The sequence below is a fragment of the Planococcus wigleyi genome (assembly GCF_014836985.1).
In the GTDB taxonomy this organism is placed as follows: domain Bacteria; phylum Bacillota; class Bacilli; order Bacillales_A; family Planococcaceae; genus Planococcus; species Planococcus notacanthi.
This window is the reverse complement of sequence record NZ_JACSPU010000003.1, coordinates 444,280-461,432: the sequence shown is the minus strand read 5'-3', so window position 1 is coordinate 461,432 and position 17,153 is coordinate 444,280. Positions and strand designations below refer to the sequence as shown.

The 17,153-nt window shown below is 46.3% G+C and carries 15 protein-coding genes; 2 read left to right on the top strand and 13 right to left on the bottom strand.

The features are described 5' to 3' along the window. Positions 1–123 precede the first annotated feature (123 nt). Complete coding sequence (locus H9630_RS10970) at positions 124–2,490, bottom strand: penicillin acylase family protein (RefSeq protein WP_191715523.1); 2,367 nt, start codon at positions 2,488–2,490, stop codon at positions 124–126. Between the two features lie 104 nt (positions 2,491–2,594). After that, positions 2,595–3,512, bottom strand: a complete 918-nt coding sequence (gene murB, locus H9630_RS10965) for a UDP-N-acetylmuramate dehydrogenase (RefSeq protein ID WP_191715522.1) — start codon at positions 3,510–3,512, stop codon at positions 2,595–2,597. Between the two features lie 202 nt (positions 3,513–3,714). Between murB and H9630_RS10960 the strand changes: the two genes are divergently transcribed. Further along, a complete protein-coding gene (locus H9630_RS10960; RefSeq protein WP_191715521.1) occupies positions 3,715–4,236 on the top strand; it encodes a YceI family protein in 522 nt (173 codons plus the stop codon). 281 nt (positions 4,237–4,517) lie between these two features. On the opposite strand, the gene H9630_RS10955 is transcribed toward H9630_RS10960, so the two are convergent. From H9630_RS10955 to H9630_RS10940, 4 genes are all read right to left on the bottom strand, one after another. Continuing rightward, on the bottom strand, positions 4,518–6,071 hold the full coding sequence (locus H9630_RS10955; protein ID WP_191715520.1) for an FAD-dependent oxidoreductase: 1,554 nt from the start codon (positions 6,069–6,071) through the stop codon (positions 4,518–4,520). A gap of 229 nt (positions 6,072–6,300) precedes the next feature. Further along, entirely contained in the window at positions 6,301–6,939 is a 639-nt protein-coding gene (locus H9630_RS10950) for an FMN-dependent NADH-azoreductase (RefSeq protein ID WP_191715519.1), read from the bottom strand. Between the two features lie 109 nt (positions 6,940–7,048). After that, the gene (locus H9630_RS10945) at positions 7,049–7,759 is read right to left on the bottom strand and encodes a DsbA family oxidoreductase (RefSeq protein WP_191715518.1); all 711 of its coding nucleotides are present in this window, start codon (positions 7,757–7,759) and stop codon (positions 7,049–7,051) included. A 387-nt stretch (positions 7,760–8,146) separates the two neighbouring features. After that, positions 8,147–9,073, bottom strand: a complete 927-nt coding sequence (locus H9630_RS10940; protein WP_191715517.1) for a manganese-dependent inorganic pyrophosphatase — start codon at positions 9,071–9,073, stop codon at positions 8,147–8,149. Positions 9,074–9,282: 209 nt separating this feature from the next. Between H9630_RS10940 and H9630_RS10935 the strand changes: the two genes are divergently transcribed. Continuing rightward, positions 9,283–10,092, top strand: a complete 810-nt coding sequence (locus H9630_RS10935; protein ID WP_225218492.1) for a GNAT family N-acetyltransferase — start codon at positions 9,283–9,285, stop codon at positions 10,090–10,092. Positions 10,093–10,134: 42 nt separating this feature from the next. Here H9630_RS10935 and H9630_RS10930 read toward each other — a convergent pair whose 3' ends face one another. From H9630_RS10930 to trpD, 7 genes are all read right to left on the bottom strand, one after another. Further along, the gene (locus tag H9630_RS10930; protein WP_191715516.1) at positions 10,135–11,430 is read right to left on the bottom strand and encodes an arsenic transporter; all 1,296 of its coding nucleotides are present in this window, start codon (positions 11,428–11,430) and stop codon (positions 10,135–10,137) included. A gap of 190 nt (positions 11,431–11,620) precedes the next feature. Beyond that, on the bottom strand, positions 11,621–12,142 hold the full coding sequence (locus tag H9630_RS10925) for a type 1 glutamine amidotransferase domain-containing protein (RefSeq protein WP_318247994.1): 522 nt from the start codon (positions 12,140–12,142) through the stop codon (positions 11,621–11,623). A 70-nt stretch (positions 12,143–12,212) separates the two neighbouring features. Beyond that, on the bottom strand, positions 12,213–12,803 hold the full coding sequence (locus H9630_RS10920; protein ID WP_191715515.1) for a DNA-3-methyladenine glycosylase: 591 nt from the start codon (positions 12,801–12,803) through the stop codon (positions 12,213–12,215). Positions 12,804–12,823: 20 nt separating this feature from the next. Beyond that, complete coding sequence (trpA, locus tag H9630_RS10915) at positions 12,824–13,594, bottom strand: tryptophan synthase subunit alpha (RefSeq protein ID WP_191715514.1); 771 nt, start codon at positions 13,592–13,594, stop codon at positions 12,824–12,826. After that, positions 13,591–15,387: a tryptophan synthase subunit beta gene (gene trpB / locus H9630_RS10910; protein ID WP_191715513.1), complete on the bottom strand. Its 1,797-nt coding sequence runs from the start codon at positions 15,385–15,387 to the stop codon at positions 13,591–13,593. Before trpB ends, trpA begins: the two co-directional genes overlap by 4 nt. Further along, positions 15,384–16,160 carry an indole-3-glycerol phosphate synthase TrpC gene (trpC, locus tag H9630_RS10905; RefSeq protein ID WP_191715512.1) on the bottom strand — a complete coding sequence of 259 codons (777 nt, stop codon included), beginning with the start codon at positions 16,158–16,160 and terminating at the stop codon, positions 15,384–15,386. Before trpC ends, trpB begins: the two co-directional genes overlap by 4 nt. Further along, entirely contained in the window at positions 16,157–17,149 is a 993-nt protein-coding gene (gene trpD / locus H9630_RS10900; protein WP_191715511.1) for an anthranilate phosphoribosyltransferase, read from the bottom strand. Before trpD ends, trpC begins: the two co-directional genes overlap by 4 nt. Positions 17,150–17,153 lie beyond the last annotated feature (4 nt).

Below are 17,153 nucleotides of genomic sequence, written 5' to 3'. Positions count from 1 at the left end.
ACTTTTACGAACGGTTCAACATCTTCTATAAACCCACCAAAAGAACGTTCGTAAATGTGTCAAAACACTTTACGAACGTTCGCGACTATCTACAGACCTTTTCGAACGATTTTCGGCTAGAACTTATTCAGCCTTTAAAATTAATGTCGACCCTTTTACGTCTTCGGTAATTTCCGTCTCATGAAAATCGCCTTCAGCCCAATCGTCCACTTGGTTATGGAAGTAATCAGATTTCAAATGTCCGCTCAATCCTGGTCCAACAATATGGTAGGCACTCGATAAATCAGCAAGATCGGCCACAAATCGCCAAGACGCTCCGTGATTGACATTGCCTTCCGGTGTGGACGCAGCTGCCTGAACCGTGATATTGGAACCGCCGATCGGTACTGGATCCGGGTTCAGGAATGCGGCGAAAATGGACGAAGCGCCCGCAATCGGATGCGGGAAAGTCAATTGGTGATGCTCACCCCACGTCCAGTCAGCCAAATCACTTCCCTGCTCTTCTTCAATGTCACTCACTGCCGTCTCCAGCGAATCGAGCAGCCATTTTTCCAATCCGCCGTATTCGGTTACCCAAGCACCTTCATCTCCTGCAAATGCATTCCGCATCATTTCATCGGTGATGTGGTTTTTGCCTGCCAACATTTCAAATACGTCATCAGGGAATTGTTCGCTCAATAACGTCTCAGGCAATTGCTTCATCCATTTATGGAAAACCAATGGCGCCGCCTGATCTTTGCTGTCCACCTGATCCCACTCTTCAAGCAAAGCCAGCACTTCATTGTATTCATCAGTGCTGTTGCGTACGTTAGCAATCATGTCTGCCAAAAACTCTGCGGCATATAAATTCTTTTGGTCCATCTGCAGGTCCATCATATCCTGCGCAGTCAACTCATCTGATGCTTCCAGCACTTCCGCAATTCGCTCATAGCGATAGGGCTGCGCCCAGAAATCGGTGATGTGATAAGGATAGGAATCGTCAACCACTTCGTTGTTCGCTGTAGCGATAAATCCGTTTTCCGGATTGACCGACTGCGGCAATTCATCAAATGGCACATATCCTTCCCATCCATATTCCGCTGAGTCTCCTGGAACCGGCAACTGGCCGTCCCCGGATTTGCGGATTGGAATACGGCCATTCGCTTTATAGGCGATGGTTCCATCCGTGGATGCGAAAACGAAGTTCTGTGCAGGTGCCTGAAAGTCCTCTAATGCCAATTCGAACTCTTCCCAATTGGATGCTTTATTGAAATTAAGGACCGCCTGCAGTTCAAGCGTCGGTTCAAGGGCAGTCCACTGCATCGAAAAGACTGCGCCCGGATCTTCGTCTTCATACAGGACATTCGATACAACTGGCCCATGTCTCGTCACCAGCACTTCGAATGCCTCTGTTTCCGCATCTTTCACTTTAATCGGTTCGTCTCTTACTTCCGCCTGTTCCCATTCGCCTTCATACTGAAATTGTGTCGGGTCATCGGGGTTCGGTGTTTCAATGTAAAGATCCTGAACATCCGGGCCCACATTGGTCACACCCCAAGCGATTTCTTCGTTATGCCCCAGAATAATTCCAGGGATGCCGGAAAAAATCACGCCGCTGACGTTTTGTTCGGGTGATTCCAAATGCATCTGGTACCAAATGGATGGTGTGCTGAGCCCAAGATGCGGATCGTCCGCAAGCAACGGCTTGCCGCTTGCCGTTTTGTCTCCGGATACCACCCAGTTGTTGCTGCCGTTGAATTCAGGCGGAATGACAGAAGCATCGAATTCACCTGCCACTTTAACTTGCGATTGTTTGTTGGCCGCCAAGATAGCCGGTGCATCTTCAGGGTATTCGATAAATAATTCCCGTGCTTTGTCTTCCGGGAATTCATTTAATGCCCAATGGCGGACGGCCAGCGTGTTCCAATGTCCCCCAAGGTCATAAGCCATGAACTTACCGATCGTCAAAGAATCGACAGGTGTCCATTCCTCTGGTTCAAAACCGAGCAGCGCAAATTCAAAACTCAAATCCCCACTTTCTTTAGCTTCTTCCATATAAGCGTTAACGCCTTCTGCATACCACTCAAGCACCTGTTTCGCTTCTGCGTCATAGCCGTCCCAGGATTTCTCGGCAGCATCCCGTAAACTGAATGTCCGGAAAAACTTGTCGGTATCGACTGCATCCGCTCCAATCACTTCCGCCAAACGGCCGCTTGCTTGCCTGCGGGATAAATCCATCTGGAACATGCGATCCTGTGCCTGCACATAGCCCTGCGCACGGTAAAGGTCTGCGTCGGTTTCAGCTCGAATATGCGGAACGCCGATATCGTCACGCACAACTGTCACATTACTGTCCAATATTGCTACTGCCGCTTCCCCTTCAATAAGCGGCTTGGATTTCCCTATGTAAACGTTTACAAAAATAAGCGCTGCTATTGCAATTGCGACGAGTACACCCAAAATCCCTAAAAGCCATTTCAGCCATCTCTTATTCTTAACTTTCCCACCCATTGTCGTGCCCCCTTTTTTCGTATTATGTTTTATTCGACTGTCGAAGGATCAATTCCTTTTTCCATTAAAAAAAGATGCCCGGCAAAAGGGCATCTTCCGTCTAATTAAGTTAAATCTTCTCCTACAATCTTCACCTCAAGCTCCAAATCAATGCCAAACTTTTCCTGAACAGCCGCTTTGACCATTTCAATCGTCTGAATATAATCGTTGGCGGAAGCATTGTTTTTATTGACAATAAAGCCAGCGTGTTTAGTGGATACTTCCGCTCCGCCGAATCCTCGTCCCTGCAGACCGCTTTCTTGAATCAATTTCCCCGCAAAATTACCAGGCGGCCGTTTAAAGACACTGCCTGCAGAAGGAAATTCCAGCGGTTGCTTGCTTTCTCTCTGATAAGTCAATTCACTCATTTTGGCATCAATGACCGTTTGTTTACCGACTTCGAGTTCAAATTCGGCCGACAAGACGTAAAAGCCTTTTTTAGTGATGATGCTCTTCCGGTAGCCAAGAGCCAAATCTTCCTTGGACAAAACCAATTTTTCTCCTTCTTTCGAAAGAACTGTCGCCTGTTTAATGATGTCCTTGATTTCCCCGCCGTATGCGCCGGCATTCATCGCCATGGCGCCACCGATGGACCCAGGAATCCCACAAGCAAATTCAAATCCAGTCAGTTGTTTCGCTGCCACGATTTTCGAGACTTTCTTGATGTTCGCTCCACCTTGCGCATAAACATGAGTTCCATCTATACGAATCGCCTCTAGGCTTTTCAGCGTCAGAACGATTCCACGGAACCCTCCGTCCCGGACAACCATATTGGATCCGTTTCCTAGAAGCAATAAAGGTATATTGTTTTTATATGCGTATTTAACTGCAAATGCAGTTTCGTCTTCAGTAGTCGGTGTCACAAAAATATCAGCTGGCCCACCCATTTTAGTTAATGTATGGAGGTGTAGCGGCTCATCCATCTTGACGTGATCATCCGCCAAAAACTCGCGTAAATCCGTCAACCATTGTTCTTTCGTCATTCAAAGCAAATCCCTTCTAAACTTATAGCTTCTACTAGTATCCAATTTTCAGCCCGATTTGACAAGCGATATAACGTTCTTAGGTACGAAAGTCCAATAAAATAATATCTTGAATTCGAGAATTATTAATTAATAACTATTGACATCGAGATTTATACCTGGTATATTGATTTCAGAACATTATATCTAGGAGGAATTTAACATGAAAAAATGGACAGTAGACACAGCACACTCGGAAGTCGGATTCTCAGTAAAACACATGATGATTTCAAAAGTAAAAGGCGCTTTCACATCTTACGAAGCAACCGTTGAAGCAAATGAAGAAGATTTGCAAGGCGCATTGATCGACTTTAAAATTGACGTAGCAAGCATCGATACAAGCAACACAGATCGCGATAACCACTTGCGCTCTGCTGATTTCTTTGATGTTGAACAATTCCCATATATTACATTCAAAGCTAATGACATCATCAAAAAAGGCGATGAATACGAATTGACTGGCGATCTTACAATGAAAGACGTTACTCGCCCTGTTACATTTGAAGTGGAATACGGCGGCAAAGCAACAAACCCATGGGGCGTTGAAGTTGTGGCATTTAACGTAGAAGGCAAAGTAAACCGCAGAGATTTTGGCCTTACATGGAACCAGGCCCTTGAAACTGGCGGGGTACTTGTCGGCGAAGATATCAAAATCACATTAGAATTAGAAGGCAACCCAGCTTAAGGAATAAAGCAAAAGCAGTGCGAGAAAATTTTCTCGCACTGCTTTTTTATTTTATTATTTTATGTCTGCCAGAGGTCCGCAGGAGGCGGATCACGTAAGCGGTGCGACAGGAAGTCGCGCCTTTAGCTTACGTTCCTCTGTACAAGCGCTTACGCTTTTCAGTGTCTAGACTCCAGCGCCCAGCTCTTTGGGTCATAAGCCACTCTGCCTATGCGGCTGAAAACACACCGCTTCGCCAGATCGTCTTATGCCCGGCAGAGCTAAACGGGCGCTTACGCTTTTCAGTATTCCTGTTCGATTTTCTTTAAAGGTTTTACGGCTGGTCCGTTCAGCACATCCCCCGTATAAGAGAAGCGGGAACCGTGGCATGGGCAATCCCAAGAACGTTCCGCGTCATTCCAATTCACTTCACAGCCCATATGGGTGCAAGTGGTATCGACGAGATGGACTTGGCCATATTCATCACGGTAGCCGCCTGCTTTCTTCTTGCCGACTTTAACAAGTGAACCTTCATCTTTGCCCAAATCATCCACTGTTTTGGAAGCTCTTTTCAGCTTGCCTTTCACCAATTCCTTCGCAACTGAGGCGTTGTCTTTCGCAAAGCTTGCAACATCCACAGCTTTCATTTTCGGGCGGGTCGGACTGAATACCGGTGCGTAGCGATTTTCTTTGCCTAAAATTTGATCAGTCAGCAGGATACCCGCCAGTGCGCCGTTCGACATCCCCCATTTATGGAAACCTGTAGCTACCAAGATGTTGTCATAGCCTGCAGTGATGGTTCCAATATACGGAATTTGGTCGAGTGTTGTCATGTCCTGTGCAGACCAGCGGTACGGAATCTCCTGGATGCCGAAATGCTCTTCTCCGAATTTCTCGAGATTGCGGTAATGTTCCATCGTTTCGCTGGAACTTTTTCCAGTCGCATGGCCATCGCCGCCGATCAACAACAGCTTCTCTCCGTTTTCACCCGGTGCATAGCGCAACGAACGGGAAGGCATATCGCCGCTGATGTACATATCGTTCGGTACATCTCCATTCACTTTGGCTGCGATGATATATGATCGATTGATCGATAAGCGGGAGAAATACATCCCATCAAAATCATTGAATGGGTAATGGGTAGCCACAATGACTTTATTGCACGATAAATGCGATAGATTTTCGGTTTGGATCACGGGATCGTTTTTGCTTAAAATTTTTACAGCACGGGTCTGTTCATAAATCTTGCCGCCCAGCCGCTCAATTTCCTTTACCAGCCCAGCAAGGAATTTCACCGGATGGAATTGCGCTTGTCCGCGCATGACCACTGCTTCTTTTACTTGGAATGGCAACTCAACTTCATCTTTCGCCAATTCTCCCTCGATGCCCAGCTGCCGATAAGTTTCGGCTTCTTTTTCTACCAATTTCGCTCCTACTGCCGTATTGGCATAAACAAATGCATTGTGATAGGAAAAATCGCAGTCGATATTGAGCTCTCTCGCTGTTTCTTCAATGAACTTCAGCCCGTCCATATTTGCCTCATAATAGAGCTTCGCCTGTTCTTCTCCCACCAGCTTGACCAGCGGGTAATAAAACAGGCCATGCTGCGCCGTAATTTTTGCCGTCGTATAACCCGTAACCCCGTCCACTAATTTCCCAGCCTCAATCAACGTCACTTTTTTGCCGGCTTTCGCCAATAGGTAAGCGCTGATAATCCCAACCATACCTCCGCCTACAACCGCAATATCTGTCGATTCATTTTCCTGTAAAGCGGGATAGCTCGGTATATCCTTGTATTCTCTCCAATACGACTTCTGCTCTTCTGGAACCCGACTCACGTTATCACCTTGTACCATGCCGTTCCTCCTTAAGAAAGCTTTTAGTAAATGTCTACCCCCATTGAAAAATCCTAATCAATATAATGGGAGAGCAGTGGAAATTTCCAGTTATTTGGACATACTGTCCAATTTAGACAAAATACTGTCCAGATTTCGGAAATACTGTCCGATTTGACACATTTACTGTCCAACCGCCTTTTAAAGCAAAAAAAGGACCACCCGTTAAGGGCAGTCCTTCATTTTAAAATTATGCGTTTACTTTTACTAATGAATTTGCAGCTTGCTCTACGCGTTTCATGCCGTCCGCAATGATTTCTTCAGCGCGGTCTGGGTACATGTTGTGTCCTTCAATGATCACTTCTTCAATGTCAGTGATGCCGAAGAAGTCCATGATCAAACGGATATAGTTAACGCTCATTTCAGCAGGAGCCATTTCTGGTGTTGAATAAACTCCGCCGCGCGCATTCAAGATGATGACTTTTTTCTCAGGAACTAGGCCAACCGGGCCTTCAGCTGTATATTTGAACGTAACGCCTGCACGGTAAACATAGTCGATGAACGTTTGCAAAGGCGCAGGAATTGTTTTATTCCATAATGGGAATGCGAAGACAACCACATCAGCATCCATGAATGCGTCCATTGCTTTGTTGGCAGCAGTCAGAATACGTTGCTCCAATTCAGTCATTTCTTCAGCTTGAGCTGATTTTTGCATTGCGTCAAAGAAGTCCTGACCGAAATAAGGCATATCTTCTTTAAATACGTCAAACGTATTGATGTCAAGATCAGAACCTGTTCCGATCGAATCCATGAATACTTCATACATTTTGCTTGAAACTCCTTCAGATGCAGGGCGGTTATTTGCTTTTACTACTAAAACGTTAGTCATCTAATGTAAAACTCCTTTTGTAATTATATTAAAATTATTTATCTCAAATTAAAAGCACTTTCTTATCATAAGAAATAGCAGAGTAAAAGTCAATTACTCTGCCTCAAACTTAAACCCCTTCGCAGGAATCTCCCGTACAATAAGTGGTTTTCGCTTTACCCATCGGCTTAAGTTTTGGGCGAATGCCTTCTTCTTCAGCAATCTGCTCCAAGGCTTCTACAAAGGCATCTAACGGCTGTGCACCGGAAAGCGCATATTTGCGGTTGACTACAAAAAACGGTACGCCTTGTACGCCGATTTGGCCAGCTTCCGCGATATCAAACTGAACTTGAGCCATGAATTGATCCGACTCCAGCACTTGCTTTGCTTCGTCTCGCGGCAATCCAATCGATTCTGTAATGCTCAATAAAATATCATGATTGCCAACATTTTTCGCTTCCACAAAATACTGGTGCATAAGCTGTTCAGTCAGTTCTGCATCCTTATTTTTGGTTTCAGCCCACTTCACCAAACGATGTGCAGCCAGTGTATTGGCTTCCATCATGTTATCGAAATCATATTCCAAACCAACTGAGCGGGCATGTTGTGCCACTCCCTTAGTCATTTCTTTTGCCTGTTCCACCGTCTGCCCCATTTTTTTTGCTAAACTGTCATAAGTTGAAACAGTCGAATCAATGGGTGTACTCGGGTCTAATTGGTAGGCCTTAAACGAAATCTCCGCTTGGCTTTCAAAACCTGATCGAACCAATGCCTTCTCCAAAGTTCGCTTGCCTATATAGCAGAATGGGCACACATAATCTGACCAAACTTCAATTTTCATATTATCCACCTCGCCATTAACTATAGCAACGAAAACAAAAGCGCTCAATTTTTTTGCCTGTGGAAAGAAAAGCGGAAGCAGCCGTTAAGCTCCGACAAGCGCTGGAAGCCTTGCCGGTAACGGCGTTCTTCAGCCTTTGCTGGAAAGGATGAAGCGACTCGAGGAGCTGGCTGCTGGAGTCTGGACAAGAAGGAAAAGCTGAGGTGCCTGTCCTGAATCGACGGGCTTAAGGCAGATCGTCGAAGCGGCGCTTTTTGCCGCACAGACGGAATGACTTAAGACCCCGAGATTCAAGGCGCCGAAGCTAGACAATAAGAAATGCACAAGCACTCATCTTAAACCAAACGAAAATACCACCCCAAGAAAAAAACTGACTCCCATTGGGAATCAGCTTAATGCTTCTGTAATGACTGGAACGATTTGCTTTTTACGTGAAACAACGCCTGGCAACAACACACGATTATCAACAACGCTCGATTTAAAGGCGCTTTCGATGATGCCGGATCTTTCGCCAAGGACGATGGCAACCGAATTGTTGTTAAGGATATCGGTAACAGCAAAGACAAAAAGATCAAGATCTTTAGCAGCGATGGTATTTGCCATCAGCACTTCAAGCTCTTTTTGGCGAATCATGACTTCTTCTACATCAATTGCATTGACTTGAGCGACTTCAAAACGGCGGTCGCCTGCTTCAAATTCTTTTGAATCCAATGAAATCAAGTCTTCCAATGTTTTATTGCTTAGATCAGCTCCGGCTTTCAACAGATCAAGGCCGTAGCTTTGTGCATCAACGCCCGCAATTTCTGCCAATTCGGCAGCAGCGTCAACATCCTGCTTCGTACAAGTCGGTGATTTGAAAAGCAGTGAATCCGAAATAATGGCTGACAGCATTAAGCCTGCAATATTCGGCGGCACTTCAATACCGTTTTCTTTAAATAACTTCAAGATGATGGTCGTCGTGCAGCCAACAGGTTCCGCGCGGAAGTAAAGCGGGTCAGTGGTTTCGAAGTTGGCGATGCGGTGATGGTCGACCACTTCGATCACTTGTACTTCATTGATGTCTTCAGCACTTTGCTGGCGTTCGTTGTGGTCCACCAGAATCACTTGTGATGCTTCTTTGGAAACTTGCGTCACCAATCGTGGCTGGTCGAACTTAAATGTTTCCAGTGCGAAAATGGTTTCGTTGTTCACTTCCCCTAAACGGATCGGTTCAGCAACCATGCCCATTTCATTTTTTAAATAAGCATATGAAATGGCCGAACAAATCGAATCAGTGTCCGGATTTTTGTGGCCCAATACTAAAACATTTGACATGAATAATAGCCTCCTGGAATTCTTAGTTTCTGTATTTATTCTACCATAAGACCGCTATTCAAATAAATCCAACTGGTAAAGAAAGAAAAATAGACCTAAAAGAGTATAAGTTTATAGAATTATCTGTATTTTAAAAATTCATTATGTACTTTAGCATATGCGAATGGTATAATATGACTAACTAATTCAAAGTTAGGTGGAAGGAAGAGATGCCTGTGACCATTTTACTGGAAAAGAAATACATTCCTCTGGCCGATTATTTCTCCGGAGCGACGAATGCCTCAATAAGATTAACCTTTTCTGAGATTGAACAGATTATGGGGCAGAATTTGCCCAATGCTGCCTACCTGAATAAAAGCTGGTGGAAAAAAACAAAACCACCCGCCAAGCATTTTCACGCCTGGGTAGATGCCGGCTATTTTGTCAGCGATGTGGAACCTGACCGTTTCGTTGTATTCGAAAGAGCCGATCTTTCAAATGGAAAAGGTTCCAATAAAGACGATGAGGACCAGGACATTCTTCTTATCCGCACAGCAGAGCATGGAGATGCACGTTCTCTGGCCGCTTTGCAAAAGACAGTGGAATCTGAGTCTGATTATATGCTGTACGCAAAAGATGAGCGGACGCAATCCACACAAAAAGTCCGTAAGCAAATCATCGAGTGGAAACAAAGCGGACACTCCACCATCATCATCGCTATTTTAAATGGCCAGCATGTCGGCTTTTTAATGGTGATGGGGAATGATGCAAAACGTGCTGCGCATCGTGCTTTTATCGACCTCGGCCTGCAAAAAGATGCGCAAGGCAAAGGCATCGCAAAATCGCTTCTTGAAAAAGCAGAAGAATGGTCCAAGGAAAAAGGCATCACCCGACTGGAAGTGACCGTTGTCGAAGAAAATGAACCTGCACGCAAATTGTATGAAAATGCCGGTTTTGAATCTGAAGGCATCCGCCAAAAATCAATGATGATCGACGGAAAACCACATAACGAAATCTATTTAGCAAAATTTCTAGACTAGCAAAAAGGAGCTCGCCTGCGGCAAGCTCCTTTTTTCGTTGTTTTAATTTAAAATGTTGAGCCACAAATACAAGCCCGTCAATGTGATGAACAAAGTTGGTATCGTCAGGATAATTCCAATTTTGAAGTAATAGCCCCATGTGATTTTCACACCTTTTGTTTTCAGCACATGCAGCCATAATAGAGTTGCCAATGAACCGATTGGCGTAATTTTCGGGCCTAGGTCCGACCCGATGATGTTGGCATAAATCAACGCTTCCCTCACGACTCCCGTCGTATCGGTTTCAGCTATGGCAAGTGCATCGATCATGACTGTCGGCATATTGTTCATGACCGAGGAAAGAATAGCTGCGATAAAGCCCATACCAATGGTGGCTGCATACAACCCATGGCTCGCTGTCCATTCGATGGCCGTCGCGAGCACCGATGTCAGCCCAACATTTCTCAGGCCATAAACGACAACATACATACCGATCGAGAAAAAGACGATGGCCCAAGGCGCTCCTTTTAAAACGGTCATCGTTTCAACCGATTTGCTTCTCCGTGCAATCGCCAGGAAAATGATGGCTACCGCTCCGGCAATCAAGGAAACCGGGATATTCAAAGCTTCACTGCTGAAATAGCCGATCAGCAAAATCACCAGCACCACCCATGACAAACGGAAAATCTTGATATCCTTTATTGCTGAAGCCGGGGTTTTCAAAACACTGTCATCAAAATGCTTTGGAATGTCTTTTCGGAAATACAGATACAGCACAAGCATACTTGCAGCGATGCTGAACAAGTTCGGCACAGCCATCCGGATGGCGTATTCAGTAAATCCGATGCCAAAGAAGTCTGCAGAGACGATATTGACCAAGTTGCTTACGACAAAAGGCAGAGACGCCGTATCGGCGATAAATCCACAAGCCATGATAAACGGTAAAATCATGGCATCTTTGAATTTCAAAGCCCGAACCATCGCCAGCACAATTGGCGTTAAAATCAATGCGGCACCGTCATTTGCAAACAAAGCGGCAACGACCGCCCCTAACATGATGACGAGGAAGAACATCCGCAAGCCGCTGCCTTTGGCAAAACGCGCCATGTGTAAAGCTGCCCATTCAAAAAATCCAATTTCATCAAGAATCAATGAAATGATGATCAAGGCGACAAACGTCAACGTCGCGTTCCAGACAATGCCGGTCACATCCCAAACATCACCGAAATCTACCACGCCAAATAACAGCGCCACAACAGCCCCCGCAATTGCCGACCAGCCGATTGACAAGCCTCTGGGCTGCCAAATAACAAATATCAATGTCACAATAAATATAAAACTCGCTAACCAAACATCCACGTGCTATACAACTCCCTGCTTATCATTCTCTTTTATTCCTTCTGCAATCATTTCATTATATAAGTAAACACTTATGTATTCAAGAGGAAAATGTGACTACCGGGATAACTTTTCTCGCTCTATTGCATCTCAATTGCATTTATCCATAAAAAACCGGATCAGCATTGCTGATCCGGTTTCCATTTTCTTATTAAGCCAATTGTTCCAGCAGACGAAGTGATTCGCGATTGAATGCCGGCAAGTCATCCGGTTGGCGGCTCGTCACCAATTGGTCCTGGCATACTGCCACTTCTTCATCGACTACTGTAGCTCCTGCATATTCCATATCAACTTGAATCGATTTATACCCTGTTGCTTTGCGGCCTTCTAACGCTTTGGCCGTAATCAATAATTGCGGGCCATGACAAATCGCGAAGACCGGTTTTTTCGCATCCATGAATGCTTTTGTAAATTCAACAAAACGGTCATCTGCACGCAGCTGATCCGGTGAAAATCCGCCCGGCAGGAACAGTGCATCGTAATCGTCCGGGCTGACATCGTCGATTCCCTTGTCGATTGCAACAACCGCCTCACCCTGTTTGCCTGTCACTTCTTTGCCCGCTTCTTTTTCAATGGTGAAAACTTCGTGACCTGCGTCATTGAATGCTTTCGACGGATCTGTATATTCTACATCTTCGAACATATCTGTAATTAACGTTGCAATTTTAGCCACTATCTTCCACTCCTTCTGTTTTAATCATTCTTTCTCAGTATTCCACGAAAGAAGGAAATTAAACACAGAACTAACGAAATTTCGATACAAACGGATTGTCTTGTTCCCAGAAACGATAAGGGTAATGGACAGCTTCCAGTGAATTTCCGATGCCGACACGCGGCCCGACTGCGACTGCATGGACCGGATCTCCTTGTGCAATGTAAAGCGGCTTTTCTGTAAAGTGATGGCCGTAATAATCCATTGTAATGCCCAGCGCTTTGGTCAGCTTTCCGGGTCCGCTGGTCCATTGCTTGATCGGCATATGTTTTCCGCGCAGTTCTGCCATCAAGTCAATGCCTTCGACCGGTTCGACTGCACGAATCAAAATCGCCCGCGGGGTATCTTCCGGCCCGCTGACGACATTGATCAATGTATGGGTATGCATTTGATAGGTATAAACAAGGCCAGGTTTTCCGAACATGATTTCTGTTCGTTTCGTGCGCCGATTGCCGAAGCTGTGGGCAGCGCGATCTTCCGCTCCCATATAGGCTTCCGTTTCGACGATGCGTCCCGCCACGAGGCCTTCCGGCAATTCATGGACCAAAATCTGGCCAAGCAAATTGCGGGACAGTTCCAAAGTGGGAGCATGAAAGAAATCAGCAGCAAGTGGTGTAAACATAAAATCCCCTCCTATCGGTATTATACCGAATGGGCGGCAGTCACTGCATGGATAAGCGGTTCGATTTCTTCAATTCTATTGTCATTGAAAGCCTCGACAATGGCACTTCCCACAATAAAGCCATCCACGTCATCACGCAGCAAGTCGACATGGCTGCTTTTCGAAATACCGAAACCGGCATAGACCGGAACCGGGCTTTTCTCCCGGACTTTCCGCATGAACGCTTTGACTTCTTCGGACATTTCATCACGCGACCCTGTAATGCCTTTAACCGTCACTGCATAAACAAAACCTTCCGCTTCGCCGAGAATATCGTTCAAGCGAACATCGGTCGTCGTCAAAGTCACCAACTGAATCAGCTTGATGCCTTCTTTATCCACGTAAGGCTGTACCAGCTGTTTATGTTCGAAAGGAAGATCCGGAATAATCACGCCTGAGACTCCAGCCTTGCCGCATTCAGTAGCGAAACGTTCCACACCGAATCTCAGCACCGGGTTCAAATAGGTCATGACCAATAACGGGATTTCAACCTGAAAAGTCCAGCTTTGCAGTTCTTCCAACACTTTCTGAAGGGTGACCCCTTGTTTCAAGGCACGGTTTCCCGCCGCTTCTATCGTCGGACCGTCCGCTACCGGATCCGAAAAAGGGATGCCGATTTCAATGGCCGTCACGCCTGCTTTCTGCAAATACTGCACTTGTTCCTTCAAACGGCCGAGACCGCCATCTCCCGCCATGATATAAGCGACAAATGCTTTATTCCCTGAACTTTTCAGCTGTTCCAGTCTATTCATGACAGTCCCTCCAATTTTTCAGCGTACGTAGCCATATCTTTATCGCCGCGCCCTGATACGCAAATGACCATAATCTGATCGGCAGTCATCGCCTTCGCCTGCTTTTCGGCCTCCGCAATCGCATGAGCCGATTCAAGTGCAGGAATGATCCCTTCAAGGCGGGACATGCTGATGACCGCAGCCAACGCTTCTTCATCGGTAATCGCGCGGTATTCAACACGGCCTATGTCTGCCAAATGCGCATGTTCTGGACCAATTCCCGGATAATCAAGCCCAGCAGAAATCGAATGCGCTTCCTGCACCTGGCCGGCATCGTCCTGCAATAATTTCATCAATGCGCCATGAAGCACGCCTTCGGTTCCTTTGGTCAACGTTGCAGCATGCTTTTCTGTATCCACACCTTCACCTGCAGCCTCAACACCGATCAACTGGACATCTTTGTCTTGAATGAACGGATAAAACATGCCGATGGCGTTGCTGCCCCCGCCGACACATGCCAGGATGGCATCAGGCAGTCGGCCCTCTTTATCAAGAATCTGCCGTTTGGTTTCTTCGCCGATGACACTTTGGAAATCGCGGACCATCGTCGGAAATGGGTGTGGCCCAAGAGCCGAACCGATCAAATAATGAGTATCTTCTACATTGGCAACCCAGTAGCGCAAGGCTTCATTGACGGCATCTTTTAAGGTCGCACTGCCTTTCGTGACACTTTCAACACGGGCACCCAATAATTTCATGCGGAAGACGTTCAATTGCTGGCGTTTAATATCTTCTTCACCCATGAAAATGACGCATTCCAGATCAAAAAGTGCACAAATGGTTGCAGTCGCCACACCGTGCTGCCCCGCTCCGGTTTCCGCTACAATTTTGCGTTTGCCCATGCGCATAGCAAGCAGCGCCTGTCCAATCGCGTTATTCACTTTGTGGGCGCCGGTGTGGTTCAAGTCTTCGCGCTTCAAATAGATTTTCGGACCGCCCAATGCTTCAGTCATCCGTTTCGCGAATGTCAACGGCTGTTCACGTCCCACATATTCAGACAAATAGTGATGGTATTCTTTTTGGAATTCAGGATCTTCTTTTACTTCGTTGTAAGCATCCTCCAATTCCTTAACTGCTTTCATCAAGGTTTCCGGCACAAATTGCCCACCATATTTACCGAAAAATCCTGTTTTTTCTATTGTCTGTTCCATCGAATCATCCTTTACTTGTTTAATGAATTCCTGTATTTTCGAAGAGTCTTTGCGTCCCTCGGTTTCAACTCCACTAGAAACGTCCACCATATAAGGAGCCGTTTGGCCGATTGCCGCATGGACGTTTTCGGGATTCAAGCCTCCCGCCACAATCAGGCGGGATGAGTCGATATCGGCTCCGTCCAATAAAGTCCAATCAAAGACATTGCCGCTGCCTCCACGGTAATCGGTACCCGGTGCATCCACCAGTACATAATCTGCCCGTGATTTTTTCAATTGGTCGACGTCTTCTTTTGTGCGGATCGAGAAAGCTTGTATGACGGGTACGCGAATCGCCTCGACCAATTCGTCCGGCTCATCCCCGTGCAGCTGAACCATCGTCAACGGAACGCCAGCTATTGTATCTTCAATTTCTTCTAAAGAAGCGTTGACGAAGACACCGATTTTATCTGTATCTGCTGGAATGTGCTTAGCCAATTGCGCGGCTTGCTCAATTGTCACCTGCCGTTTGCTTGGGGCAAAGACGAATCCGATTGCATCAGCCCGCTTCGCTGCTTGGACATGCTGTTCTTCTTTCAAACCACAGATTTTCACTTTGGTCACTTGACTGCCTCCTCACTGGTTGCTTGACGGATCCAGTTGCCGGGATCTTCAGACCGCATCAACGCTTCGCCCACTAAAATTCCGGAAGCTCCGTTCGCATAGGCAAATTTCGCATCTTCTCTTGTGTGCATCCCACTTTCACTGATGAGTACGCGCTCACCGTCAAACGGAAACTTCTCCGCCAATTGCGCAGTCCGTTCAATTGACACTTCGAAAGTCTTCAAATTACGGTTATTGACGCCAATTAATTTGGCATCCAGCTCCAATGCTTCCTTCAGTTCCTCTTCATCGTGGACTTCCACTAACACCTCGAGTCCTTTAGAAAGAGCATACTGATACAAGTGTTGCAGCTGCTGCTTTTCCAATGCTGCGACAATCAACAGAATGATGGTGCCTCCTGCTTGTTGAGCCCGGTCAATCTGAATTTCACTGACCATAAAATCTTTGCACAAGACAGGAATGGACACCGCTTGCGCCACTTCACGCAAATCATTGATCGATCCTTTAAAATAAGTTTCATCGGTCAGCACTGAAATTGCAGCCGCCCCTGCTTTTTCGTATTTTTTCGCTTGTGCCACGATATCCACTTCTGTCTGGATATCCCCTTTCGAAGGAGAAGCACGTTTGATTTCCGAAATGACGCCATTCTTTTCTTGCAAATGCTGCAGCAGCTTCGTTTTTTCAGGAAAGACGGCCGCACTTTGTTCGATTGGTTGATATGTTTTTATTTCTTCATATTTGGTTGCAATGATTTTATCCAGTATCGTCGTCATACCAACACCCCCGCCGCTAAGCGATGCAAGTCAAAGACCCGTGCAGTTTCGCCTGCTTGCAGCGAAGCCTTCGCTTGCTGAACGCCTTCTTTCACCGTTTCAGCCTTGCCGCTGACATACAGAACCGTACCTGCATTCAATGCCACTGTATCCAGATAAGGGCTGTCATTTCCAGACAGTACATCCATAAAGATTTCTGCATTGCGCTCCGGATCGCCTCCACGAATCGCTTCAATTGAAGCAACTTCCAAACCGACTTCATTTGGATGGATGGTCATTTTCCGCTTGCCGTTCTCGTCGAAGATGATCAGTTCATTGGTTCCTGCAAGTGACAATTCGTCCAATCCGCCAGCCCCATGAACCAGTGCACCTTTCTTTCGCCCTAACCGGATTAAGGCATCAGCCATCGGTTCCAGCATATCGCGGCGGTAGACGCCGGTCATTTGAATTGTAATCGGCAGCGGATTCGCCAATGGGCCCACCAAGTTGAAAATAGTCGGAGTCCCGATCTCTTTACGAATCTGGCGCATTCCCCCAAGTGCCGGATGGATGGCCGGGGCGAATAAAAGCGCAATCCCCGTCTGATCAAGCATCATCGGAATTGACTCGATGTCCGATTCAGTGGAAATGCCAAGCGCCTCCAATACATCCGAACTGCCCGTTTTACTGGAAACACTGCGATTGCCATGCTTGGCTACCGTCAATCCACAACCCGCCAACACAAAAGCGGTCAACGTACTGATATTGAAACTGTATGAGCGGTCACCACCGGTTCCACAAACATCTACCAGTTCCCCTTCTACCATTGGCAGCTCTACCGCTTTTTCGCGCATCGCTTTGACTAAGCCCACCAATTCATCTGCTGTTTCGCCTTTTTCATGCAAACCTGATAAAAATGCTTTTACCCGTTGCTCATCTATAGTACCGTTCAAAATTTCCAATGATTTTTCGTACATTGTTTGCTCGCTCATATTCTCTACTCTGCTCATGCTA

Excerpts from the sequence above, each read along its gene's own strand:
- H9630_RS10970 (WP_191715523.1), bottom strand. The coding sequence starts at position 2,490 with ATGGGTGGGAAAGTTAAGAATAAGAGATGGCTGAAATGGCTTTTAGGG.
- murB (WP_191715522.1), bottom strand. The coding sequence starts at position 3,512 with ATGACGAAAGAACAATGGTTGACGGATTTACGCGAGTTTTTGGCGGAT.
- H9630_RS10960 (WP_191715521.1), top strand. The coding sequence starts at position 3,715 with ATGAAAAAATGGACAGTAGACACAGCACACTCGGAAGTCGGATTCTCA.
- H9630_RS10955 (WP_191715520.1), bottom strand. The coding sequence starts at position 6,071 with ATGGTACAAGGTGATAACGTGAGTCGGGTTCCAGAAGAGCAGAAGTCG.
- H9630_RS10950 (WP_191715519.1), bottom strand. The coding sequence starts at position 6,939 with ATGACTAACGTTTTAGTAGTAAAAGCAAATAACCGCCCTGCATCTGAA.
- H9630_RS10945 (WP_191715518.1), bottom strand. The coding sequence starts at position 7,759 with ATGAAAATTGAAGTTTGGTCAGATTATGTGTGCCCATTCTGCTATATA.
- H9630_RS10940 (WP_191715517.1), bottom strand. The coding sequence starts at position 9,073 with ATGTCAAATGTTTTAGTATTGGGCCACAAAAATCCGGACACTGATTCG.
- H9630_RS10935 (WP_225218492.1), top strand. The coding sequence starts at position 9,283 with ATGCCTGTGACCATTTTACTGGAAAAGAAATACATTCCTCTGGCCGAT.
- H9630_RS10920 (WP_191715515.1), bottom strand. The coding sequence starts at position 12,803 with ATGTTTACACCACTTGCTGCTGATTTCTTTCATGCTCCCACTTTGGAA.
- trpA (WP_191715514.1), bottom strand. The coding sequence starts at position 13,594 with ATGAATAGACTGGAACAGCTGAAAAGTTCAGGGAATAAAGCATTTGTC.
- trpC (WP_191715512.1), bottom strand. The coding sequence starts at position 16,160 with ATGACGACGATACTGGATAAAATCATTGCAACCAAATATGAAGAAATA.
- trpD (WP_191715511.1), bottom strand. The coding sequence starts at position 17,149 with ATGAGCAGAGTAGAGAATATGAGCGAGCAAACAATGTACGAAAAATCA.